The organism is Actinomycetospora sp. CA-053990, assembly GCF_050948445.1.
Classification (GTDB): Bacteria; Actinomycetota; Actinomycetes; order Mycobacteriales; family Pseudonocardiaceae; genus Actinomycetospora; species Actinomycetospora callitridis.
This window is the reverse complement of the sequence record NZ_CP192043.1, coordinates 940,776-961,208: the sequence shown is the minus strand read 5'-3', so window position 1 is coordinate 961,208 and position 20,433 is coordinate 940,776. Positions and strand designations below refer to the sequence as shown.

At 68.1% G+C, this 20,433-nt stretch carries 23 protein-coding genes; 11 read left to right on the top strand and 12 right to left on the bottom strand.

The annotated features are described in order from the left end of the window. The first annotated feature begins 34 nt into the window (after positions 1-34). Positions 35-931 (top strand): AurF N-oxygenase family protein, encoded by an 897-nt coding sequence (locus tag ACQPYN_RS04965; RefSeq protein ID WP_433034234.1) that lies wholly within the window; start codon positions 35-37, stop codon positions 929-931. 15 nt (positions 932-946) lie between these two features. Here ACQPYN_RS04965 and ACQPYN_RS04960 read toward each other — a convergent pair whose 3' ends face one another. Beyond that, positions 947-1,351, bottom strand: a complete 405-nt coding sequence (locus ACQPYN_RS04960; protein ID WP_433034232.1) for a hypothetical protein — start codon at positions 1,349-1,351, stop codon at positions 947-949. 460 nt (positions 1,352-1,811) lie between these two features. On the opposite strand from ACQPYN_RS04960, the gene ACQPYN_RS04955 reads away from it, so the two are divergent. Beyond that, a complete protein-coding gene (locus ACQPYN_RS04955) occupies positions 1,812-2,567 on the top strand; it encodes a helix-turn-helix domain-containing protein (RefSeq protein ID WP_433034230.1) in 756 nt (251 codons plus the stop codon). 9 nt (positions 2,568-2,576) lie between these two features. Here the strand turns inward: ACQPYN_RS04955 and ACQPYN_RS04950 are convergent, their stop codons facing one another. From ACQPYN_RS04950 to ACQPYN_RS04940, 3 genes are read right to left on the bottom strand one after another with little or no spacing between them, the layout of a single operon-like run. Next, complete coding sequence (locus ACQPYN_RS04950; protein ID WP_433034228.1) at positions 2,577-3,371, bottom strand: alpha/beta fold hydrolase; 795 nt, start codon at positions 3,369-3,371, stop codon at positions 2,577-2,579. A 43-nt stretch (positions 3,372-3,414) separates the two neighbouring features. Then, positions 3,415-3,699: a chorismate mutase gene (locus ACQPYN_RS04945; RefSeq protein ID WP_433034226.1), complete on the bottom strand. Its 285-nt coding sequence runs from the start codon at positions 3,697-3,699 to the stop codon at positions 3,415-3,417. Positions 3,700-3,740: 41 nt separating this feature from the next. After that, positions 3,741-4,106 (bottom strand): hypothetical protein, encoded by a 366-nt coding sequence (locus ACQPYN_RS04940; RefSeq protein ID WP_433034224.1) that lies wholly within the window; start codon positions 4,104-4,106, stop codon positions 3,741-3,743. 230 nt (positions 4,107-4,336) lie between these two features. Here ACQPYN_RS04940 and ACQPYN_RS04935 point away from each other — a divergent pair, with 230 nt between their 5' ends. After that, positions 4,337-4,672, top strand: a complete 336-nt coding sequence (locus ACQPYN_RS04935) for a hypothetical protein (RefSeq protein ID WP_433034221.1) — start codon at positions 4,337-4,339, stop codon at positions 4,670-4,672. On the opposite strand, the gene fmdA is transcribed toward ACQPYN_RS04935, so the two are convergent. The 3 genes from fmdA to ACQPYN_RS04920 form a co-directional block, all read right to left on the bottom strand. After that, positions 4,579-5,832, bottom strand: a complete 1,254-nt coding sequence (fmdA, locus tag ACQPYN_RS04930) for a formamidase (protein WP_433034218.1) — start codon at positions 5,830-5,832, stop codon at positions 4,579-4,581. The two genes, ACQPYN_RS04935 and fmdA, sit on opposite strands and share 94 nt — an antisense overlap. A gap of 59 nt (positions 5,833-5,891) precedes the next feature. Next, positions 5,892-6,563, bottom strand: coding sequence for an AmiS/UreI family transporter (locus ACQPYN_RS04925; protein WP_433034215.1), 672 nt, complete (start codon positions 6,561-6,563; stop codon positions 5,892-5,894). 84 nt (positions 6,564-6,647) lie between these two features. Next, positions 6,648-6,884 (bottom strand): FmdB family zinc ribbon protein, encoded by a 237-nt coding sequence (locus ACQPYN_RS04920; RefSeq protein ID WP_433034212.1) that lies wholly within the window; start codon positions 6,882-6,884, stop codon positions 6,648-6,650. Between the two features lie 1,119 nt (positions 6,885-8,003). On the opposite strand from ACQPYN_RS04920, the gene ACQPYN_RS04915 reads away from it, so the two are divergent. Together ACQPYN_RS04915 and ACQPYN_RS04910 are read left to right on the top strand one after the other, a co-directional pair. After that, the gene (locus ACQPYN_RS04915; protein ID WP_433034209.1) at positions 8,004-9,164 is read left to right on the top strand and encodes an MFS transporter; all 1,161 of its coding nucleotides are present in this window, start codon (positions 8,004-8,006) and stop codon (positions 9,162-9,164) included. A gap of 35 nt (positions 9,165-9,199) precedes the next feature. Then, positions 9,200-9,355, top strand: a complete 156-nt coding sequence (locus ACQPYN_RS04910) for a hypothetical protein (RefSeq protein WP_433034206.1) — start codon at positions 9,200-9,202, stop codon at positions 9,353-9,355. A 265-nt stretch (positions 9,356-9,620) separates the two neighbouring features. On the opposite strand, the gene ACQPYN_RS04905 is transcribed toward ACQPYN_RS04910, so the two are convergent. Then, entirely contained in the window at positions 9,621-9,959 is a 339-nt protein-coding gene (locus ACQPYN_RS04905; RefSeq protein ID WP_433034204.1) for a hypothetical protein, read from the bottom strand. 521 nt (positions 9,960-10,480) lie between these two features. On the opposite strand from ACQPYN_RS04905, the gene ACQPYN_RS04900 reads away from it, so the two are divergent. Both ACQPYN_RS04900 and ACQPYN_RS04895 read left to right on the top strand, forming a co-directional pair. Continuing rightward, positions 10,481-11,902: a hypothetical protein gene (locus ACQPYN_RS04900; protein ID WP_433034202.1), complete on the top strand. Its 1,422-nt coding sequence runs from the start codon at positions 10,481-10,483 to the stop codon at positions 11,900-11,902. Between the two features lie 14 nt (positions 11,903-11,916). Beyond that, the gene (locus ACQPYN_RS04895) at positions 11,917-12,681 is read left to right on the top strand and encodes a zinc-ribbon domain-containing protein (protein ID WP_433034199.1); all 765 of its coding nucleotides are present in this window, start codon (positions 11,917-11,919) and stop codon (positions 12,679-12,681) included. A gap of 333 nt (positions 12,682-13,014) precedes the next feature. Here the strand turns inward: ACQPYN_RS04895 and ACQPYN_RS04890 are convergent, their stop codons facing one another. Beyond that, entirely contained in the window at positions 13,015-14,412 is a 1,398-nt protein-coding gene (locus ACQPYN_RS04890; RefSeq protein WP_433034196.1) for a pentapeptide repeat-containing protein, read from the bottom strand. 245 nt (positions 14,413-14,657) lie between these two features. On the opposite strand from ACQPYN_RS04890, the gene ACQPYN_RS04885 reads away from it, so the two are divergent. The 4 genes from ACQPYN_RS04885 (at position 14,658) to ACQPYN_RS04870 (ending at position 17,206) form a co-directional block, all read left to right on the top strand. Continuing rightward, complete coding sequence (locus tag ACQPYN_RS04885) at positions 14,658-15,422, top strand: hypothetical protein (RefSeq protein WP_433034193.1); 765 nt, start codon at positions 14,658-14,660, stop codon at positions 15,420-15,422. After that, positions 15,419-16,096, top strand: coding sequence for a hypothetical protein (locus tag ACQPYN_RS04880; RefSeq protein ID WP_433034190.1), 678 nt, complete (start codon positions 15,419-15,421; stop codon positions 16,094-16,096). Before ACQPYN_RS04885 ends, ACQPYN_RS04880 begins: the two co-directional genes overlap by 4 nt. Positions 16,097-16,257: 161 nt before the next feature. Then, the gene (locus tag ACQPYN_RS04875; RefSeq protein WP_433034187.1) at positions 16,258-16,581 is read left to right on the top strand and encodes a hypothetical protein; all 324 of its coding nucleotides are present in this window, start codon (positions 16,258-16,260) and stop codon (positions 16,579-16,581) included. A gap of 310 nt (positions 16,582-16,891) precedes the next feature. Beyond that, positions 16,892-17,206 carry a hypothetical protein gene (locus tag ACQPYN_RS04870; RefSeq protein WP_433034184.1) on the top strand — a complete coding sequence of 105 codons (315 nt, stop codon included), beginning with the start codon at positions 16,892-16,894 and terminating at the stop codon, positions 17,204-17,206. Positions 17,207-17,474: 268 nt separating this feature from the next. On the opposite strand, the gene ACQPYN_RS04865 is transcribed toward ACQPYN_RS04870, so the two are convergent. The 3 genes from ACQPYN_RS04865 to ACQPYN_RS04855 form a co-directional block, all read right to left on the bottom strand. Beyond that, positions 17,475-18,338 carry a hypothetical protein gene (locus ACQPYN_RS04865; RefSeq protein ID WP_433034182.1) on the bottom strand — a complete coding sequence of 288 codons (864 nt, stop codon included), beginning with the start codon at positions 18,336-18,338 and terminating at the stop codon, positions 17,475-17,477. Positions 18,339-18,405: 67 nt separating this feature from the next. After that, positions 18,406-19,542, bottom strand: a complete 1,137-nt coding sequence (locus tag ACQPYN_RS04860) for a helix-turn-helix domain-containing protein (RefSeq protein WP_433034179.1) — start codon at positions 19,540-19,542, stop codon at positions 18,406-18,408. Positions 19,543-19,576: 34 nt separating this feature from the next. Then, positions 19,577-20,371, bottom strand: a complete 795-nt coding sequence (locus ACQPYN_RS04855) for a hypothetical protein (RefSeq protein ID WP_433034176.1) — start codon at positions 20,369-20,371, stop codon at positions 19,577-19,579. Positions 20,372-20,433 lie beyond the last annotated feature (62 nt).

The window sequence follows — 20,433 nt, the reverse complement described above, 5'->3', positions numbered from 1 at the left end:
GCGTTGCACCTACCCGCGGCACGAGAGGCACGCCATGACCCGCGCGCTCGCACCGACCGACCGGGAGCACACGGCCGCCCGGCTCCTGGCGTCCTCGGCCCGCCACACCCTCGACCCGTCCCTCGAGGTCGACTGGGACGCCCCGCTCGTCCCCGGCGGCTGGGGCCTGCCGCCGGAGCGCACCTCGCTCTACGGCACCGAGCTGTGGGACTCCCTCGACGAGCAGCAGCGGATCACGCTCTCCGAGCACGAGGTCGCGAGCATGCTCTCGGTCGGGCTGTGGTTCGAGGTGATCCTCATGCAGATGCTCACCCGCTACGCCTACGACCTCGACCTCCGCGAGGGCCACGCCCAGTACGCGCTCACCGAGGTCGGCGACGAGACGCGGCACTCGGTGATGTTCGCGCGGGCCGTCAGCAAGCTCGGGACGCCGGACTACCGCCCGCACGGCCTCCTCCACCGCTTCGGCGGGCTGTACGGCCACATCGGGGCCGGCCCCAGCATGTTCGCGAGCGTCCTGGTCGCCGAGGAGACCACCGATCGGTTCCAGCGCGAGTCCATGCACGACGAGCGCATCCAGCCCATGCTGCGCGCCGTCAGCCGGGTGCACGTCGTCGAGGAGGCCCGCCACGTGCGGTTCGCCCGCGAGGAGCTCGTCCGGCTCGTCCCGACACTGTCGCGGGCCGCGCTCGAGCGGGAGCGCTGGCTGACCGCGCTCGTGTCGACGGAGGTGGTGAACGCCCTGGTCCAGGCCCGGGTCTACCGCTCCGTCGGGATCTCCGGCCGGGTCGGTCGCGCCGCGGCGCTGGCCAACCCGCACCACCTCGCGACCAAGCGCTTCATGCTCGAGAAGGTGCTGGACTTCCTGCGGGGCGTGGGCATGGTCGGCGGACCGTCGGAGCTCGTCTGGCGGCGCGCCGGGCTGATCTGAGTCAGCGCCTCTGGGTCAGCGCCGCGCCGCCACCTGCTCGCTCGAGCGCCCGACGAGCACGAGCAGGCACCCGGCGAGGATCCCGGCGATCACCGCGCGGCCCCCGGAGTCGGGCGCGGCGAGGGCGACCAGCGCCGAGAACACCGTCGCGCCCCACCCGAAGGCGGCGAGCCAGCTCGAGATCGGCCGCAGGCCGGCGACGGTCGTCGGGTCCCGGCGGGCCCGCACCGCCCGCCAGCCGGCGAGCCCGAAGGCCAGGACCACCGCGACGACGATGGCGACGGTGCGCCCCGGGCTCGGCGGCACGAGGCCGACCAGGACCAGGGTGGCGACGGCGACGAGCAGCGCGGCCGCGGTGACCAGCCACCCGGCCCGGCGCACGCGTGCGGCACCGTCGTCGGAGGCCGTCCCGATCGGCATGCGTGCAGCGTATCGGCGCCGGCGGGTTCCCTCCGACGTGCGCTCCCCGGACAGCGTCGTCGTGGGTTACCGTGACGGGCCGGTTGACCGCCCAGCCACTGCGCCCCGGATGTCGCGGGGATGTCGCGTGGGACGGATCCCGGATCGTGAGCACCCAGCAGCGTTCACCCGTGTCGTCGGACGCCATCGGCCTGGCCGACCTGCTCGACGGGCGGGCCCCGGTGATGGCCCGCCGCGCCCCGGAGCGCGACCCCGGGACGGGGCGGCCCCGGCTCGAGGCGGAGACGGTCCCCGTCGGCGCCCTGGAGCGGATGTGCGCGCACGCGCTGCAGGTCGCGGGCTCGGTGCAGTGGGCGCAGGTCGTGGTCGCCGTCCGGGGCGCGGCGCCGGTCGTCGCGTCGGCGGGTGACGTCTCGCCGACCACCGCCGAGGCCCTGGCCCGCGGGCCCCGCGCCGCGGCGTGCCGGTCGGGCACCACGGTCGTCGTCGACGACGTCGCCGGCGACCCCGATGGATCGGTCTGCGCGACGGCACCCGGACGCCCGCGTCGCTGCTGGTCCTCCCGCTCCCCGGCGGCGACGGGGCCCTCACCCTCGCCTCCGACACGCGCGCCGCCTTCGACGCCGCGACGCGGGCCGTCGCCGCCGAGCTCGCCCGTCACGTGCACCGCCTGCTCACCCCGTCGGACTCGGAGGCGGCGGTCCGGGCGCGCGACCTCGTCGTCGCGGCGCGTGCGCTGCTCTCCCGCCACCACGGGATCACGCCCGACGCGGCGTTCGACCTGCTCCTCGAGCGCGCCAGCGAGGCCGGAGCCTCGATCCTCGCGTGCGCGGAGCAGGTGGTCGACGAGCTCGGTCAGGAGCAGGCCGCCGGCACGGTCCATCCCGCCGAGCCCGCGAACGTGCGCCGCGCGATCGCCTACCTCGAGGAGCACGCGACGGAGGACGTCGACGTCGCCGACGTCGCCGCGGCCGCCGGGCTCGGCACCCGTGGCCTGCAGATGGCGTTCCGCCGGTGGCGTGCCACCACGCCGCTGGCCCACCTGCGCGACATCAGACTGGTCGGGGCCCACGAGGAGCTGCGCGCCGCCGACCCCCGCGACGGCCGGACCGTCGCCGACATCGCCTCCCGCTGGCGCTTCACGCACCCCGGGCGCTTCTCCGTCGCCTACCGGCGGCGCTACGGCTGCTCGCCGAGCGAGACGCTGCGCGCCTGAGGTGCACCGTCAGAGACCCTCGGTGAACCGGAGGACCTCGCCGGTGAAGAGGTCGGTCCCGGTGTCCATGGCCACGTGCCCCTGCCCGGCCATGACGACGATGCGGGAGTCCGGCAACGCCTCGTGCACCGCCTCCGTCGCGAGCCGCAGCACGGGCGAGCTCTCGCTCCCGGTGAGCAGTAGCGTCGGCACCGCGAGCTCCCGGAACCGCTCAGGGTCGAACCGGTACGCCTTCGCCGCGCGGAGCTCCCGCGGGATCGTGTGCGCCGTCGCCATCCGCGCCCGCCACACGGGCAGGGAGCGCGAGGACTCGATCACCTCCTGCGGCACGCCCGCGATCTCGCGCGCCATGGTCGCCACCACCCCGTCCCGGTCCCCCGCCTGCAACAACGTCTCGAGTCGCTCGAGGACCTCGGGAGGGTTCATCTCCGCGCCCGCCGCCTCGAACGGGGGCTCGTAGAGCACCAGCGCCCGGACGCCGGAGCTGAGCAGGGCGGCCTCGAGCGCGCACAGCCCACCGTGCGACTGACCGAGGAGGATCACGGGCTCCCCCAGCGAGTCGACCACGGCGGCCACGTCCTCGAACTCCCGCTCCAGCGCGTAGTCCTCCGCGTCGCCACTGCCGCCGCGGCCGCGGCGATCGATCGCGCAGACCGTGTAGCGCTGCTCGAACGCCGGAAGGACGGGAGCCCACCGGCTGTGGTCGGCGGAGGTCCCGTGCACCAGCACGAGCGGCGGTCCGTGCCCGCTGCGCCGGTAGGCGATGGACGTGCCGTCGCGGGACGTGACCGACTCCTGGTCCATGGACCCCTCCTGAGAGAACGTGCCGCCCTTCCCGCCCACGTCTCTACGCGGGGTTCCCGCGGGCGCGGTGCTCCCCGAGCTCCAGGGCGATGAAGGCGTCCACCATCGCGGTGTAGGTCGCCGCCACCACGTCCGGGTCGGCACCTTCGGCCTCCGCCCGCTCCCGCATGCGGGCCAGGAGGGCGGCGCGCCGATCAGGAGCCCGGACCGCCGCGTCGTCGGCCTTGAACGCGGCCGCGGCCCGGACCTGCTCCTGGCGCTGCGCGAGCAGCGCCACGATCTGGTCGTCGATGCGGTCGATGGCCGCACGGACGTCGTCGAGGGACATGCGTCGCGATCGTGCCCGAGAATCCCCTCCTCGTCGTCAGCTCAGCCGTCTCGGGCCGGGACGGGGGCGCACCAGTCGAGGACCACCTCGGGCATCGGACCGGCCGGCGGCTCCGAGAGGTCCAGGCCGTAGATGTTCATGAGGAACTCCCGGAACTCCACGTCGAACGGCTCCTGCGACGTCGCCATCAGCTCGAGCGTCCACCCGGGGTCCTCGGCTTCCATCACCATGATCTCCCGGGGTCCGTCCGGGGTGTGGTCGACGAAGACGCCCTGGCGGGTCACGCCCTGCCGCGCCCGGGCCGCCGTGTACTCGTCCCTCCGCGCTCCGGCGAACTCCTCCATCGCCTCCCGCCACTCCGCGTACTTCTCGGGCGGGATCGGCATCGAGATCATGATCATCGACATCGGGCGCTCCGTCGCTCGCCGTTCGGTCCCGCCGAGTGTGACAGCGCGACGAGCGGGCCGACCCGAGCCTCACTCGAACCGCCCAGCGCCGTGAGCAGCACTTCCACGACGAGCGACCAGTCGACGACGGTGCGGCGCGCCGGGAGTGGTCGAGGAGCGTGGTCCCGATGGACGTGGAGCCGGCGCGGGGGATCGAACCCCGGACCTTTCGCTGACAAGCCCGATCAAGAGTGGTCGTCACCGCCCAGAAGGACAGCGCCCTGTTCGGCGGCCTGCTCGGCTGGGCACGCGCGGTAGAGGTGGCCTGGGGCGAGCGCAACGGCTGGCACGCCCACATCCACGTGCTGCTCTGCTTTGCCGAACAGGTCTCCGCGGACCTGGTCGTCGCCGGGGTGGGGGCTCGTATGTTCGGGCGGTGGCGCCGTGCCCTGGAACGGCGCAGCTACGCCGCCGTCCGCCTCCGGCGCCACGCTCAGTTGGTGATCGCCGCCATCCCGCGGTCGGCGGACACCGGGCCGGCCGACGACGGGCGCACGTCGAAGTCGAAGATCGCCGTCGGCAGGTAGAGCGAGCAGCAGGCGTTCGGGATGTCCACGATGCCGCTGACGCGCCCCTCGATGGGCGCGGAGCCCAAGAGGAGGTACGCCTGCTCGCCCGAGTACCCGAACTTCTTGAGGTACTCGACGGCGTTGAGGCAGGCTCTCTTGTACGCCAGCGTGGCGTTCAGGTACTCGTTGGTGTCGTTCTCGTGGTCCACCGAGATGCCGATGAACGTGAGGAACTCGGAGTAGCGCGGCTCGACGTTGCCCGGCATGAAGATGGGGTTGGTCGTCACCCCGTATGTCTCCATCCCACCCTTGATCAGGTCGACTCCGAAGTCGATGAAGCCACCCATCTCGATGGCGCCGCAGAAGGTGATCTCGCCGTCGCCCTGGCTGAAGTGGAGATCGCCGCCGGAGAGCTTGGCGTCGTTCACGTGGACCGGGTAGAACACGCGGCTGCCCCGTGTGAAGTTCTTGATGTCGTGGTTCCCGCCGTTCTCCCGCGCGGGGACGGTGCGCGCGCCCTCCCGCGCGATCCGGTCGGCGACCTCACCGGTGGCCGTGCCGCCCAGGCTGTTGTCGGTCAGCGGTGGGAGGGCCAGCGGAGGGACCCGGTCGGGTTCGCGATCGATGAGGGCCTGCTCGCGACGGTTCCATCGGGCCAGCAGGTCGGCTGACGGCGCGGTGCCGAACAGCCCGGGATGGGTGATGCCGGTGTATCGCACACCGGGGAGGTGGCGGGAGGTGGCGACCTGGCCACGGAAGTCCCAGATCGCCTTGGCTGCTTCCGGGAACCACTCGGTCAGGAACCCTCCGCCGTTCTCCCGCGCGAAGATCCCGGTGTAGCCCCAGCCCTGACCCGGGGCGTCGCCGAACTCCTGGGGCGCCTGCACCGGGCCGAGGTCCAGGATGTCGACCACGAGCAGGTCGCCCGGCTCCGCGCCCTCCACGCCGATCGGTCCGGAGAGCATGTGCGCCGGGGACAGGTCGACGTCACGGACGTCGTTCGCGGAATCATTGTTGCCGATCTGCGCGTCGGTCCACTCGCGGCACTCGACCCGGAAGTCGCTCCCCGGGCGGACCATCGTCGCGACCGGGACGTCCGGGTGCCAGCGGTTGTGGCCGGGTACCGCCTGCTCGCGCATGGACTTGCCCTGGTCCACCGAGAACACGACTTCGGGCATGGTGATCCTCCTTCGGGCGGCACGGGTCCCGACCCGGCCGGTGGGGTGGAACGGTCAACTCAGCGGGTACTGACCGGGCGGTCCGGGGCCGGTGCGGTCGGCTCGGGGGTGGGCGCGGGCTGGGCGTGCGCCCCGCGATCACGGCGGTCACGGCGTGCGGTGGGGAGCAGGACCAGCACCATCGCCACGCCGATGACGGCGAGGACGATCGCGGTGGTGCTGGAGGTCGACCAATAGCCGGAGAACAGCAGGAAGCCCGGGATCGCGGCCGTGACCCAGCCCTCGATGAGGGCCACCCAGCCCGTGTAGCGGGTGAGCCACTCCTGCTTGAGCCCGAGCAGGACGAAGAACAGGGACCACAGGAACGACCAGTAGAGCCAGATGACGCCGAACGGGGCGTCCGCGAGCCGGGTGAAGTTCATGAACGAATAGGCGAGCGCGGCGATGGCCACGAACAACGAGAACCAGCCCACACCGGTGGAATCCAGCCCGGCCAGCAAGCCGATCCCGACGTAGAGGTAGGTGAAGCCGAACAGGTACAGCCCCGAGGCCAACAGGATGGTGTCCTGGTCCCCGTTCGCGGTGAAGATCAGGAACGTCGGGGTGACCACCTGGAGGCCACCGACGAAGAGATTCATGATCGCGCCGGCCCGCGGCTCGACCCTCCCGAGCAGCATCACACCGTTGATGAACAGGACGGCTCCGACGTAGAACAGACCTACCGATGCCACGACACGTCCTCCTTCGGGCAGGCGTCGTCGACCTCCCGAGATCCCGGTGCGGCGGCGCGGTCCCGCTCGGCCGGGGCGAAACGACTAGCGGCGCTCGCCGCCGGGCGAGCGACGGACCACCTCGGGTGCGTCCCGGCTGGCCTCCTCGCGAGCCATCGCGGAGCGCAGTGCCGGGTTCATCCCGGCGAGCGACGGTGCGTCCCACCGCCGCGGTGAGGACGCACCACAGCGCGTGCAGATCGCGCGGTCCGGTGCCTCGCCCATCGGGCGCGTCAGGTCGAAGTCACCACAGCCGGGGCAGCGATAGGCGTAGGTGGCCATCGCGACCTCCGAGGTCCGACTCTCATCGCGCTCGAAGGAGCGAGCGTCGCCTCCCTGCCGGGACGGCGCAAGGGCTCCAGGTTGCGCCTCGGCCACGGTCGGGACACCGCGCGGTGGCCTGTCGTCGGCGGCGAGCGGCTGCCTCCCACCGTTGGGCGACCGGCACGGTGCACTCGTCGCAGAAGTGCCCCCGGCCGCTCCGCCCGTCACCGGTGGGGTAACTCCCGAGCTCGAGGAGGGCGGACCGACCATGCAGACCCCGATATTGCGGCTGGCGCCGCCCGTGACCCTGCGGGCACGGACGCGATGATCCGACAGCCGTGGAACGGCGACCGAGTGCCGCCGCTCTGCGAGCGCTGCTGGTACCCCGTTCTGCACGGGCAGCCCGCACGCTCGTACCACCCGCGCGTCGAGGGCCTCCCTTTCGCTCCGCTCTGGGTGTGCGTGGTTCACCGAGGCCCGGTCTGCCCAGCGCCCTCGGGATCGTCGGGCCTCGGCGGCATGCCGTGAGGCCCAGTGGCCCCCGGCTCGGGCGGGGGGTCCTCCTCGACCTCCTCGAGGGCGGAGTCGAGCAGACGTTCCAGATCGCCGAGCCCACGGCGCGGACCGCGCCGGTCGACGACCACTACGCCGTCATCGACGACACCGGCCTCCGCGAGGGCATCCGTGATCGCCTGCGCGCTGCGCAGGCTGCGCCCGGCGAACCGGTCTGCCGCCCGGTGCTTCTCCGGAGGCTCCCAGCTGTCGTCCCGCCCCCGCAGGGAAGGAGAATCGTCTTGACCGTCATCGTCAGCCATTGGCGTTGTCCCCGTTGCGACGTCGAGGGGCGTGATCCCGAGCCGTCGCCGTCGTGCTGGAGCTGCGGACGGGACGTCGTCGTCACGGCGAGACCATCGTGTCCCTCCGAGCCCTCCGGGACCACCTGAGAGAGGTGTCCTCCAGACCCCTCGTCGAGCGGGCACCCGCGTCGAGCCATCTTCCCGGCAAGCGCTACCTCGACTGGGACTCACCGACCCCGTCGGCAAGGGCATCGACGACGTCCGCCCCATCCGCGACGACATCGACCAGCGCGTCCGCGAGCTGCTGACCGAGCTGGTGCCCGCGCGCACCATGTGACCCGTGGTCGACACCGGCGCCGCAACGGCCGACAAGAGACGCGCACTCACCGGCGCCGTCCTGCTCGACCTCGCCGTCAGCCCGCTGTTCGCCTGGGATGTCTTCACCGACTCCCTCGGTAGGGACCTCGGCGTCAGCCACGCCCTGCTGGCCGGCGTGTTCTCCGTCGGCCTGGCCGCCTTCATGCTCGGCGTCCTGGTCGGCGGACGCGCCGCCGACGCGTTCTCGCCGCGCCGACTCGCCCTCGTCGCGCTCGCCGGCACCGTGCTCGGCCTGCTGGGCAGCGCCGTCGCCACCTCGCCAGTCGTCCTGTTCCTGACGTTCGGCGTCCTGGTCGGCGGATCCACCGGACTCGGCTACGCGACCGCCGTCCGCGTAGCCGGGACCGTCGCCTCGGGACGTGGGCTCGCCCTCGGCCTGGTCGTCAGCGCCTACGCCGCCGGGACCGCAGTCCTGGCGCCGGTGGCCTCTTGGCTGTTGGCGGCTCTGGGCCGCGGCTGGACCTTCGTCGTCCTGGCCGGCGTGCTCGGAGTCCTGCTCGCCGTCGCGGCCACCCTCGTGCCCGGCAACGCCCCCACCTCGCGTCGACCGCGCGACCACCATGTCCGACCGACCCGCCCGACCGGGCCCGTCATCGCCCTGTGGCTGGCCTTCGGCCTCGGAAGTGCGCCCGCCCTCGCGGCTTTCGCTCAGGCTGGGAACCTCGCCGGGGACGTGGCGGTCGTGACGCTCGCGGTGGTGCTCCTCAATCTCGGCAACTTTGCGGGCCGGCTCATCGCCGGCCCCCTCTCCGACCGCATCGGTCGGCGCGCCGCGCTCCACGCCAACTCGGCGCTGCTGGTGCTCGCTTGCACCCCGCTGGCCCTCAGCGCGAGCGGACCCCTCGCCCTGGCCGCCCTGCTGCTGCTCGGCACCCAGTACGGGGCGCTGTCGACGCTGACGCCAGCGGCCACCTCGGACGTGGTCCCGCCTGAACGCTTCGGCACAACCTACGGCCTCGTGTTCACCAGCTGGGGCGTCGCAGGCCTCCTCGCACCCGTCACCGCCGCCACGGTCGCCACCGTGATCGGCTTCGGCGGCGTCTACCTGGCCTTCCTCGTGGTCGCTGCACTGTCGTGGGCCTCCGTCGGGACCTACGCACGGCTCGTTGCCAGCCACGAGTGAGTCCCAGCGGGACGAGACGATCTCGGCACACGGTCGTGAGCCTGCTGCTCGACCTCAGCACTCCGTCGCACGTAGTCCAGGCCATCGCCCGTCACGCGGACGTCGACGTGACCATGACGATCTACGCCCACACCGACCTCGACGCCATGCGCCAGGCACTCGACGCCATCGACTGGGGTGACGACCTGTGATCGCGACGACCGTTGGTGCAGGAGGCCCAGGAACAGGACCCCTGCGACGGACGTCGTCCCTGGTCGGATGTGGAGCCGGCGCGGGGAATCGAACCCCGGACCTTTCGCATCTAGTCAGTCAGTTCTCCCCGCTGCCCATCGGTGCCCGTGGCCTGCCGGTGAGCTGCACGAACACCCACCCAGCGGTCTCAAGGTTGGCGGACGTCTCGGAGTGCGCACGGCGCGATTCCGGTAGGTACAGCGTGGGTCGATCTTGGTCCCGCGGTCAGGTCCAGAGGTACGTCGGAACGCCGGCCGCGCGGCTCATCGCCTCGAGCGACTGCGGTCCGATCAAGCCGCCAAAGGTGAGGCAGACGGCGGCGCGAGCCTCGAGCATCCGCTGGTGCCGGCCCGCGACCACGGTCCCCTGCGACTGGTCCCAGTCGAACTCCCACCGCTCGACCCGCCCGCCCCACTGCTGCCACCGCCGCGCCGCGAGCTCCTCGACGCCCTCGGGGCACGCGCCCGTGACGAGCACGGCGTCGGGCTCCCATACCAGCGCCAGCGCTCCCGTCAGTGTCTTCCCGTCGGTCCAGAACTTCGAGCCGGCTACGAGGACTCGCATCCCGGCCACCTCCAACGCCCGTGAGATCGGCGGGGCGGCGGTGCGCGCCCCGGGTGGGGTCCGTCCCGGCCCCACCGCGCCTGCGGGCCCTTCGGCCGTCGGAGGCTCGCCAGCAAGGGAGGAAGCAAACGATCTTCAGCGGCCCCTCGCCCCGAGCCGTGGTCTTCGTCGTCGGTCTGCCGGTGAAGATGGTTTGCGGCCCTTGCTGGCGAGGGACGGCCGTACAAGCTCGCGCGCCGTCGCCCCGCCCCGCCGTAGGCGGTTCCTCCGGGATCTCGGCCGCGCGGCCTTGAGCAGCCCCACGGCCCGTGAGTCGAGCGCGCGAGCTCTCCCCCACCTTCCCCGGCCCGGGCTGCTCCACGTGCTTCCCGCCGTGGCCGTGGTCGCCGCTGCCCTCGCCCCGCCCGGCCCTCGGGCCGGGCGCGCGCCGCGGGTCGAAGACAGGAGCGGAGCGTGCCCGGCCCGGAAGGGCCGGGCACCGGCGCGCCAGCGCCGGCCCCCGCCGCTGGCGGTGACGCGCCGTGAGCGCACCGCGCCTTGGGAATGAGGGGTTTAGCTCCCCCGCCCCCAACACCGCCGCCGGGCCCGCTGCTGTGGACGCGGTGCCGCCCCCGGACGACGCCGACGTGCGGTGGGCGGTGCACCGGGCGATGTGGACCGTGTCCCCGCTGCGCAAGGTCCGCACCTGTCGCCGGTTCCGGTTCGACGCCCAGGCCGAAGAGCTGCCGCTGCGCGGGCTGGAGACCGACGACCGCGGCTCGCTCGACGTCGGCGTCGGCGGCCTGCAGACCTGCGCGACATGGCACTCCTGCGTGTGCTGCGGAGCGAAGATCGCCGTCGGACGCGCCCGCGACCTCGCGCACGCCTTCTCAGTATGGGAAGCACTCGGCGGCACCGTCGTGCTCGCGACGTTCTCCGCGCGCCACCACCTCGGACACTCGCTACGGACGCTCGTGCAGGCGCAGCGCACCGCCTGGCGCCACGTCACCAGTGACCGGCCGTGGCGCCGGCTCAAGGAACGGCTCGGGGTGCGGTTCGTGCTGCGCGCCTTCGAATGCACCGTCGGCGACGAGGCCGGCTGGCACCCACACATGCACGTGTTCCTGCTCTGCGACCCCCGCGAATGGAGCACCAAGCAGGTCCCGTGGGGCACCGAAGGCCGCACCCGCACCGCGCTCGACCAGCCCATCGGCGACCCGATCGGCATCACCGCTCCCTACGCCGAAACCGTGCTCGCCGAGAGCTGGCACCGCTGGTGCGAGGGCCTGGCCGAACACGGCCTCGACGCCATCAGCTACGTCCTACGTGGTGGCGAACGAGAGTCGGCCGGGTTCGACGTCAAGGTCATGGACACCGGCCCCGACACCAGCAGCACCGACCTCGCCCGCTACCCGTTCAAGATGGCGCTGGAAACGGTCGGGTCGGTGTTCAAGCACGGCCGCGACGAACCCGGCCGCCGCCACCGCACCCCCTTCGAGGTCATGGAGACTTGCGCCGTCGCCATAGCTGAAGGCGACCACCAGGCCGCCGAGGCCGACGCCCGCCTGATCAGCGAGTGGTCGAAGACGGCGACCGAGATGCGGTTCCGGCAGTGCCAATGGCCGCCGCTGATGCGCGGCTGGTTCGCCGACAAAGCCCGCGAGCTCGATATCCCCGGCCCGCTACTCGAGGACGAGGCCACCGAACAGGAACTCGCCGACGCCGAAGAGCTCGGCACCGAGACCATCGCCTACATCTCCGCGGCCGACTACGGCACCGTCGTGGCCTACGAACTCGACACCCTCAAGGCCGCCGGCCGCGCAGGCGGGATGCCCGCCATCCTCGCCTGGTTCGACACCCGCGGCCTCGCGATCGACCTCACCAACCACGGCACCCGCCTGCACCACAAGCGCGCCGGCACCGACCCACCACCACCGCCCGTCCCCTACCCACACGCGGCCTAATGGAGGTCCCGACCATGTCTCGCAGCCTCGACCCCAGCCGCACCCTCGCGGCCCGATTCCCGGCCCTCGCCGCCCAGTGGCACCCGGAGCGGAACGGCACTGGCCCGAGCCGATACGACCCGGACACGATCGCGGCGAGTTCGTCGGCCACCGTGTGGTGGCGCTGCTCGGAGGGCCACGAGTGGCGAGACAAGGTCGCCACCCGCACCGCCATGCCGAAGTGGAAGAACGACGACGTCGCCGCCTGCCCCGAGTGCATCCGCTCCCCCACTCGGCTCGTCGTCCACACTTACCCCGGCTGTGGCCACACGCGCACCGCCCAACGAAGGAACGCCGAGAAGAACCAGCAGAACTGTTGGGACTGCGGCGCCGATCTCGACCGCGCGTGCGACGGGAAGCGCCTCGAACGCAAACGTGCTTCCGGACGCGCTAGCTACTACCGGCGCAAGATAAACGCCCGCCGACTCACCAGCAACGAGCGTGCGGCACAGCGGGCTCTCGTAGGGTTTCTGAACTGCGCACCAGCCAACGTACACGATTCGGGCATCACTTGGTGGCGGAGCGACACATTCACCGGACATCATGTTACGACGACCACGCAACAGCTGTCGGAGTGGATGATTGCGCTCGATATCCCCCACCGCATCGCCATACGCGCATCGAAAGAGCAGCCAAAGGCACGCACCATTGGCGTACACATTCGAGCTGTTGACATCGAAGAGCTTAGTCGTTGGGCGCCAACCTTTTGCGCACACGTGGGCCAGCGGAGGAGGCGCTAGAGCGAAGCGACGTGCCGTGTTCCTAGACCCCTGAGGCGACCTCGATAGAGCAACCAAGCTCTGTCGCCAAGCACCTGGGGCTCTAGGCCGCAGCGCCTCTCTCGCGCTGCCACAAGCGTCGCTGAACCGAACCCTTAGCCGCCGAGACTAGTACGGGCGCGAGCGAAGGAACGGATTGCGCCGCAGTCCGGGTGACGGACCCGTGATCCAGTACCTCAACTCATCCCACGAGGAGACGCACTGCGAGCTCAGCGCCAATACTAGTGATCCTGCATGAGTAGACTCGATTCCAGCGGGAGAAACGCCAGCCCAGACTCATTCGAATCGAGGGCTCTAGGTTGACCAACTCGGCGGGCGCGACAGGCCGTTGAGGCCCGAAGTGCGACTATCACCCTCAGCGGAATCGATCTGCTGCTGAACCAAACCTCTAGCCCCGGACAAATTCACACCGCGTAGATTCGCGCGATGCAATCGGGCATCGGCGAAGTGCGATCCAACGATGACGGCCGAACCGAGACGGCCGTCCCTCGCCCCGAATACTGCATCGGTCAGATTCGCACCATCGAACCGCACACCCGAAAGCTCAGCACCTATGAAACTCGCGAAACTCAAGTCTGCGCCGGTAAAGTCAACTCCCTCAAGCTTAGCGTAGCGGAGATCAGCCCTAACGAGCTTCGCGCCGCTAAGGTCCGCACCTCGCAGGTCAGCGCGGCGAAGGTCAGCGGCCGTCAGGGCAAGGCGCCTCAAGTTCACACGCCGGAGATCGACTGCCGCGCCGGTACGAAAAACGCGAGTAGTGAACTCTTCGATGAGCTCGGCCCCAGAGCTACTAGGAGGTGGAACGGGTGGAGGTTCTGAGATACGAGTAAGGACCGAAAGTGCCACGCGGACGCCCCACGAAATCTTCGCATCCTTCGGTGACTCGATGGAAGACCCGGCGCTTTCTCCCGATACCAACGCGCTGAGATGTTGAGCGCCGGCGACCTCATTTTCCGCCAGGGAAGCTTCGGATCGAACATATGCCGCTAACACTTCAACGACTGTCGTATTGTATTCTTCCCGAGCATCCTTGCCCAGCCGCTCGAGAGCGTAGATGCCACCTATCGCACTTGCGTCACCCGTCTTGCCGAGCAACTCCACAGCGCCAGCGTAGCGTTCTATCAATTGGCTGGACCGGGTCAGCTCGATGTTGCGGCGCGCCGCATCAGCGCTCTCCCGACTAGCTTCTTGGGTACTAACCAATGTTTCTTGCCCTAGCTCGAGATTTCGTACGGCAATCCGAGCGCCGACCGCATTCACGACGAGTGTCCCGACAGCTGCCACCCCTACGACGCTTGCGAGCACAGCGGCTCGCGTTGTTGCTATGGCGCTGAAGCGAGTTGCATCGAGTGTGACGTTACCGGTCACTGGGTAGAGGTCGGGCGCCTTGTTGAAGAGTAGGGCGACGCCCACGATTCCGATGAAGGCGGTGCCGACGACAATCGTCATCCACCGGCGCCATGAGGCCTTATCTCCGACTGGCGCTCGAATGAACTGCACCAAAACAACGATCAAGCCGATGGCGGCTACAACGGCTAGCACGATGGTCAACAGTTCTTTGAGGCCAAGCAGTACTGCCGCTGACATTGCCGCAGCCGCCGCAGCCGATGCGAATACGGCCGCCAGGTGGAACAGCAGATCGCGCGACGCGTTACCGCTGCCCGATCCAACATCACCGGGGCCCTCTCCCACAGTCCCTCCTCGGGTAACAACCGTCGTTCGCCATCAGCGTTCCCATCCCGGCCAGGAAGCCCGAGGAGCAGGAAAGTACCGCGTGCGGCAGCTTGCGCTACGCTCCCAGCGGGTCGGGGGAAGGCGTCGAGGGGGGACCTGGTGCTTGGACTCGCTACTTCGGCACGGTACCGCCGTGTGCCGACGCCTCCATCCGAGGGCGGCAACGTTCTGGTCCCTCGCGGCACCGAACGCCGCGACCGATCATGAGCGATCGGACGGACCAGGAAGCGCAGAGACCGTCAGAGAACGCGGCACAAGAAGTCGACGACCAGTTGGACGATCTTGCCCCAGAGTTCGCTGATCTACACGAGGAGGAGCAAGAGTCGGCTCGGCGCCTGAGGGACCCTGACGAGAGTCGTGACGTTTGGAAAGATCTATGTGCGGTCGACTTCGAGGGCCCGCGCTGGATCGCGCTTGCAAAGAGGCTGACGAGTTACGCTTTGACGGTTCTGGGGGCTTGGACCGCAGGCGGCGTGATCGTTGAGCAGTGTTGCCGCGTACTCGACAGGCCACTTGAACCGACTCCAGCCGATTGGTCAGCGCGCGAGCGCGATGCCATGGTCGATAACACCATAATTCGCGCATTGAGACTCTTCGAAGAGAAAGGTCGTCGGAGGGACGAGTGGAGCGAAGACGGGGAGATTAGCTTGGCCTCCTACTTCATTGCCACCTGTCTAATTGTCTACCTCGACGAGATCTACGCAGACTGGCGTGCCAGCCGCACAAGTGCTCCAGGTAATGACGCTGAGATGGAGCTCGGATCGGCAACAGGCGGTGAAGAAGACGAGGGCCTCGACGCAGATTCCAGCCTCCCAACAACGGCAGGCGGATCGGGTCTTCCGATAAGTCCAGGGATGGACGACCGGCAGGCGCTATTCTTGTACGGCAAGGGGTACACAAGCGAGGAAGTCCGAGAGATTATGGCCATCGAGATGCTGCGGAGGAAGTTGGAAGGTGGCTCCTCATGACTTCCGCCTCCAGACGTGAGCGAGCGGACGACATTGTTAGGACGTCCGCAGATATTCGAATTGTTGAACTCGTTCGGGACGCGGGTCCGAGCAGCATCGAGAGCCGTGAACTAGAGACGGCACTTCGCGACTTCGGCACGGGCGCCATGATGAATCTGTTGCGACGTGGCGCCCTCTTTATGGAAGTCACCAAGCAAACCGGTATCAGGCTGGTACCGCCCCCAGCCGGGTATGTCGAAGATCTAGCGCGGCTAATCGTTTTAACCGCGCTCGTCGCCGGGCAGCAGTTCATGGAGTCAGCGATCTTCGGAGGAGCGTGGAGTCCGTCCGCCGGCGCGTCACTCCGAACGTATTTCGTTCGGAGATGCCTGTACACCTTCGTCGACGAGTACAAGGCGTTCCTGCGCGAAGAGCGGAGCCAAGCGATACCTACCGACGATGTGGAGTTGGCGGAATCGCTCCGTTCCTCCCGTGCCAGCGATGATCCTGAGTCAGTTGCAGTCAACCGAGATACAGTATCGGACCTACTTGCTACAACGCCGCCAGATGTTGTGCAGATGCTCCTCTTGACCGCATATGGGTACAAGCAGTCGGAGATTGCCGCGCGACTCGGCATAACATCGGAAGCGGTGAGTAGCGCGCTCCGTAGATTCAGGCAGACTCAGGGCCGCTGAGCTGCCTATGCCCGTCAGGCAGTCCGCTAGAACAACGGCGTTCGCAGGGCATGTGATTCGGATCACAGTACGACGGCTGCGCTGTGGGACCGCCCTATAAGCATGAGTGACCGGCAGCAAAGCGGCTGCCCACCGAAGCAGCTCGACCTAGGAGGACTGCCATGGCGCGGCACTCATCGGTCCTGCAGCGACCAACCAGCAGCGTCGAAGACACGCGGGTGACGCGCCAGGTGTTCATCGCCGAGCGACTCGCGGAATCGTCGCTGGGAGCACCCGACGCGGTACTGCTCCGCTTCGAGGGTCAGAAAGAAGCGCACGAGTGGCTACGACGCCTCCCAGGGCAACCAGAAGCACCTGAAGTCACCGGCGAGGCCGACGACACCCAGCGTGCCGTCGTCGAGAAGCTGCGGGCCAAGGGGCACAGTCTCGAAGCTGAACTCCGCAGAGCAGACGCCTCCATGCTCCGCGGCGAGCCAAAGGTGTGACTAGGCGCTCGATTCCCCGTCGGGACCACTTTCGCCTGTCGCGTCGTCGCCCCCGGATCGCCACTAAGCTTGCCCTGCAGACGGCATGTCCGATTAGTTCATTCGGTCGCGTTTTCTACATGAGTCTCACCCCTCGCCTAGCTGAGGAACACACTCAGTTCGCGCGGTCGGCCAGTTACCGTCTGAGGACTAGGTAATCGAGTGGTCCTCGTCACAGTACGACGGCTGCGCTGTGGGACCGCCCTATAAGCATGAGTGACCGGCAGCAAAGCGGCTGCCCACCGAAGCAGCTCGACCTAGGAGGACTGCCATGGCGCGGCACTCATCGGTCCTGCAGCGACCAACCAGCAGCGTCGAAGACACGCGGGTGACGCGCCAGGTGTTCATCGCCGAGCGACTCGCGGAATCGTCGCTGGGAGCACCCGACGCGGTACTGCTCCGCTTCGAGGGTCAGAAAGAAGCGCACGAGTGGCTACGACGCCTCCCAGGGCAACCAGAAGCACCTGAAGTCACCGGCGAGGCCGACGACACCCAGCGTGCCGTCGTCGAGAAGCTGCGGGCCAAGGGGCACAGTCTCGAAGCTGAACTCCGCAATACGCGCGTCAGCCCTGTTCGCCAAGGTTGACGATTCTGACCTTCGAGGACGACTCGTCGGCTTCGCTCGCGGCGTAACTCTTGATGGCTCGCTTATCGTCGACAGCGTAACCGAGGGCCACCAGTGACGCGATGGCTGTCGAAGACATGGACACTGACTCTCCGCCCGTGCTAAGCGCAGACGCGTGGGAGTGCGACGAGCGCGCTCGGCTCGGGCCAGAGCTGCTGGCCCGAGCTGAAGGCGGCGGCTCTGAGGGGCTCACTTCACGTACGGAAGCGCAGTGCTCCGACCCGTCCTGTCAGTTGAGCGCCGCAGTTAAGAGTGCGCTAGCAGTGCCGCTTGTGCCGCCGCTGGCTAAGCCGGCTGTGACTGGGTGGCTTAGCAGGGTTGCATTAAGACGGCTCGCAATCCGACGAAGAGCGCCGTGCTCGGCAACAGGGTTGTTCGCAGCCTCTACAAGCTCCGAGGCCAGCTCCTCGACGCCGTCCCGCGCTTCTGCGGCAAAGCCTTCATCGTCGAGATCGTCGATATTTGCAAGCAGGTAACGGGCAGCGCTGCGAACCGTTCGCAGGTCCAGCTCTACGTTCTGTTGCTCCTGATGAGCGCCGAGCGAGTGTGCCGCGACCTGCCCGGACGCGCCCTGAGCGAAGACTCGCTGATCTCGTTGATCGCGGTAGTCGTTGTAGATTGCTCCAACTCTGTGATGCTTGTTCGCCCATAGAACCGTGTCGCCGTCGAGGTCCTGCACGCATCGCCGGCCGTTCGCAGTAAGTTCGAGCAGCATGGGCCAGTCGGACTCCTCGATCCGGGCGCTACCGCCGAGGAGTTCATCGTCAAGCAGACGCTGGACGGCCTCGTCCCGCTCTTCCTCAGTTATCGGTTCACCATCGAGCTCGGCCACTTCCTCGATGAAAGTCCCCCACCCTGGGTGGGGGTTCTCGTGCCGTGCAAACCACATGAGGAAGGCCTGACGCACGCGTGCACGCCGGGCGAATCGGTCGGGCACGTCTGCCTCCCGGGCACTCTCCGGTAGTCCCGCGTGCGGACTCTCTGGCTCAATCGGCAACTTGGGTCCGTAGCGCTTCCATTCCTTTTCGTACGCCCTGCCGATGTCCTTGACCTGCCGCCGGATCGCCGACTTGTTGATTCTCCTGCTGCTCACGAATGCCTCCCTCGAGTCGGCGGGCTGGCACCAAGCCGGCGCGTACCTTCGGCATAAGAAGACTCACCTAACCTACAAGCGAGATGACCTTCGACTTCTCCCGTTCAGCGTCCGAGCCTCGCTCGCCGTCCTCAGGAACTCTCGACACCACACTACGAAACAGCCCAAGTGGGACCCTGCACTCCGTTGCCAGGTCCGACTCTGAACGGCCTGATTCTTCTAACAACGACGAGGCTCGCGGAAGAAGTGAGGGTTGCTCTACGCTCGTCGTCTTGCCCGGCTCCTGCCTTCTCCACCCCTGGTTAGAAATGTAGATCATTGCGGTGCGATGGGCGCTCTCAGGTAGTACCTCCAGCGTTCTGGCACGATAAAGGAGCGCCTGCAAACTTACTTTCCACTCTTCTTTCAGAGACAACATCGTCGGCCAGTTCACCCGAGACGGAAGCAGTGGACGGATCGCGCGCTCAGGCATCAAGAACTCAGCCGCGAAGCGGTTAGCCTGAGACTCGGCGATCTTACTGCCAGGCTCTGCATCACAATGCATCACCAAGTGACCCAGCTCGTGTGCGACGTCGTAGCGCTGACGATAATAGTCATGCTTTGCGGGATTCAGCACAATGACAGGTCGCCCTCGGGAATCGAAAGAGTACGCGTCGACGCTGGCTACCTGCCGCGGGCTGAAGACCACAACGATCCCCTCGCTCTCCAGAAGCCTCACAAGATGAGGTGCTGGCCTTAGTCCGAGGTCCCAAGCCTCCCTCACCGCTCGGGCGCAGTCCTCCGGCGTCGCCGTGCCGACATCGTCTTCGTCCAAGGAGACTGGTTCCTCTAGCAGGTTCACAACCGGGAACTCGACGTGTCGCTCTAGTGTCTCGGCGACGTCAGCCGCCACGAGCCCATATGCCCGTGCCTGGTCACGCGCCGCCTGAGTGGTTGACCGCAAGGACCGGAAATGTGGCGGACCACTAGCCGCGCCCGCTCTACTTCCGCCCGCCAGAAAGAACTCTGGGTCAACTCCTAAAGCCAACGATAGTTGGCCGACAGTCTCTGGCGACGGTCGTTTCGTACCGTTCTCATACGAAGCTACAGCGGTCGGAGTCTTATAGATCTTTGCCGCAAGCTTATTCTTCTGCAGGCCAGCGAGGTGGCGAGCAAGCGTTAGCCGCTCGCCATCGAAAACACGTGCCACATCAGCCAGCTTCATGGCGTGATCGTACCGCCTCTACTCATCGCGCGCGCTACCGACGCCCTTCTTTCGGGTTCTGCCGAAGGCGCAGAGGCAAGTCGTCCGCGCCAGTATCGCCAGTTGACTCCGGACCCTCTGGGTCCGGCGTCGAAGGACGAGAACCTCGAGTGTCGTCGGGACCGCCGTCGCCGTGCACTTGAAACCGCCAGTGCCAGCATTTCTCGCCATCGTGGGCAATGCGAGGGCGACCAAGAAAGATTTCACCCTTACCAGTCTCCGGGTTCAGGGCATGAGCGGCAACCAGTGTTTGCACCTGATCCACGTGGCGAGCGCCTTCGGGAGATTCGTCGGGCATCATTAGCTCGCCGCCAGCATCTACTACTAGTCCGAGCTGTTCCGGATCGGGCGCAGATGCCACTTGCTGCTTTGTGTCGCTTTTATCGGACCAATAGATGCGGTCAATTCCACCCGGATCGAATGACATCAGCAGGAAGCGCCATTGTTCGAAACGCCAGCCGGGGGAACCGTTCAGGCCGTCGCGCACCACACGGCCTAAAGGAAGGGCGGGCATCAACTCGAGCTCCCCAGAGCGAAGGCCCGCAGCAAGGACGTCACGACCCGCCTCGGCGTCGTCCTTCGGAGGTTGGTAGGCCCCGCACTGGAAGACGCGGTCAAGGCGGTCGCGAAGGACCGTGTACGACGTCGTCCCAAGCCAGGCGCGGTCGTGCCCCGTCTCGGGGTCGTAGTGCTCGAGGACGTGCCGATGGGTCGACCACCGCGCCCAGCGCACTGCAGCCAGCACGCCGGCTTCGCCGAGGACCACCTCGACCGTGTTGCTCTCTGCCACGCCGTGGACAGTACACCGTGGACAGGATTTTGTGTTTCAAACTGAACCGTAGGCAGCTGCTG

What these genes read in the sequence shown, in the direction of transcription:
- ACQPYN_RS04880 (WP_433034190.1), top strand. Translation starts at nt 15,419, where the DNA reads ATGACTTCCGCCTCCAGACGTGAGCGAGCGGACGACATTGTTAGGACG.
- ACQPYN_RS04860 (WP_433034179.1), bottom strand. Translation starts at nt 19,542, where the DNA reads ATGAAGCTGGCTGATGTGGCACGTGTTTTCGATGGCGAGCGGCTAACG.
- ACQPYN_RS04875 (WP_433034187.1), top strand. Translation starts at nt 16,258, where the DNA reads ATGGCGCGGCACTCATCGGTCCTGCAGCGACCAACCAGCAGCGTCGAA.
- ACQPYN_RS04870 (WP_433034184.1), top strand. Translation starts at nt 16,892, where the DNA reads ATGGCGCGGCACTCATCGGTCCTGCAGCGACCAACCAGCAGCGTCGAA.
- ACQPYN_RS04950 (WP_433034228.1), bottom strand. Translation starts at nt 3,371, where the DNA reads ATGGACCAGGAGTCGGTCACGTCCCGCGACGGCACGTCCATCGCCTAC.
- fmdA (WP_433034218.1), bottom strand. Translation starts at nt 5,832, where the DNA reads ATGCCCGAAGTCGTGTTCTCGGTGGACCAGGGCAAGTCCATGCGCGAG.
- ACQPYN_RS04920 (WP_433034212.1), bottom strand. Translation starts at nt 6,884, where the DNA reads ATGGCCACCTACGCCTATCGCTGCCCCGGCTGTGGTGACTTCGACCTG.
- ACQPYN_RS04960 (WP_433034232.1), bottom strand. Translation starts at nt 1,351, where the DNA reads ATGCCGATCGGGACGGCCTCCGACGACGGTGCCGCACGCGTGCGCCGG.
- ACQPYN_RS04965 (WP_433034234.1), top strand. Translation starts at nt 35, where the DNA reads ATGACCCGCGCGCTCGCACCGACCGACCGGGAGCACACGGCCGCCCGG.
- ACQPYN_RS04940 (WP_433034224.1), bottom strand. Translation starts at nt 4,106, where the DNA reads ATGTCGATGATCATGATCTCGATGCCGATCCCGCCCGAGAAGTACGCG.
- ACQPYN_RS04945 (WP_433034226.1), bottom strand. Translation starts at nt 3,699, where the DNA reads ATGTCCCTCGACGACGTCCGTGCGGCCATCGACCGCATCGACGACCAG.
- ACQPYN_RS04885 (WP_433034193.1), top strand. Translation starts at nt 14,658, where the DNA reads ATGAGCGATCGGACGGACCAGGAAGCGCAGAGACCGTCAGAGAACGCG.
- ACQPYN_RS04895 (WP_433034199.1), top strand. Translation starts at nt 11,917, where the DNA reads ATGTCTCGCAGCCTCGACCCCAGCCGCACCCTCGCGGCCCGATTCCCG.
- ACQPYN_RS04905 (WP_433034204.1), bottom strand. Translation starts at nt 9,959, where the DNA reads ATGCGAGTCCTCGTAGCCGGCTCGAAGTTCTGGACCGACGGGAAGACA.